Source organism: Mesorhizobium sp. WSM4836 (genome assembly GCF_055811815.1).
On record NZ_JBVVQF010000144.1, the window covers coordinates 1 to 253 of the forward strand.

1 protein-coding gene is annotated in these 253 nt (G+C 65.2%); it reads right to left on the reverse strand.

Features of this window, described 5'->3' with window-relative positions:
- Positions 1-90: 90 nt before the first annotated feature.
- Positions 91-243, reverse strand: a complete 153-nt coding sequence (locus AC0L2P_RS32445; protein ID WP_473507273.1) for an adenosylcobinamide-GDP ribazoletransferase — start codon at positions 241-243, stop codon at positions 91-93.
- Positions 244-253 lie beyond the last annotated feature (10 nt).

Consider the following 253-nt stretch of genomic DNA (forward strand, 5'->3'; position numbering starts at 1 on the left):
CGATCATCATGTCGATGTCGACGCCGCACTCGACGCCATAGCCGCCGTGCTGGAGGCGCATGTCGATTGCGACGCGCTGCTGCGAATCGCTCAGGGCGCGAGATAGAGGAGGGTGGCGACGAGCAACCCGGTTTCGGTCAGCTCGATTCCCGCGCCATGCACGTCGCCCGTCATACCGCCCAGCTTGCGGCGGAACCACAAAGCCAGGCTGACGATCAGCAGCGGGGCGATGGCAAGCGGCAAGTAGAGCAGG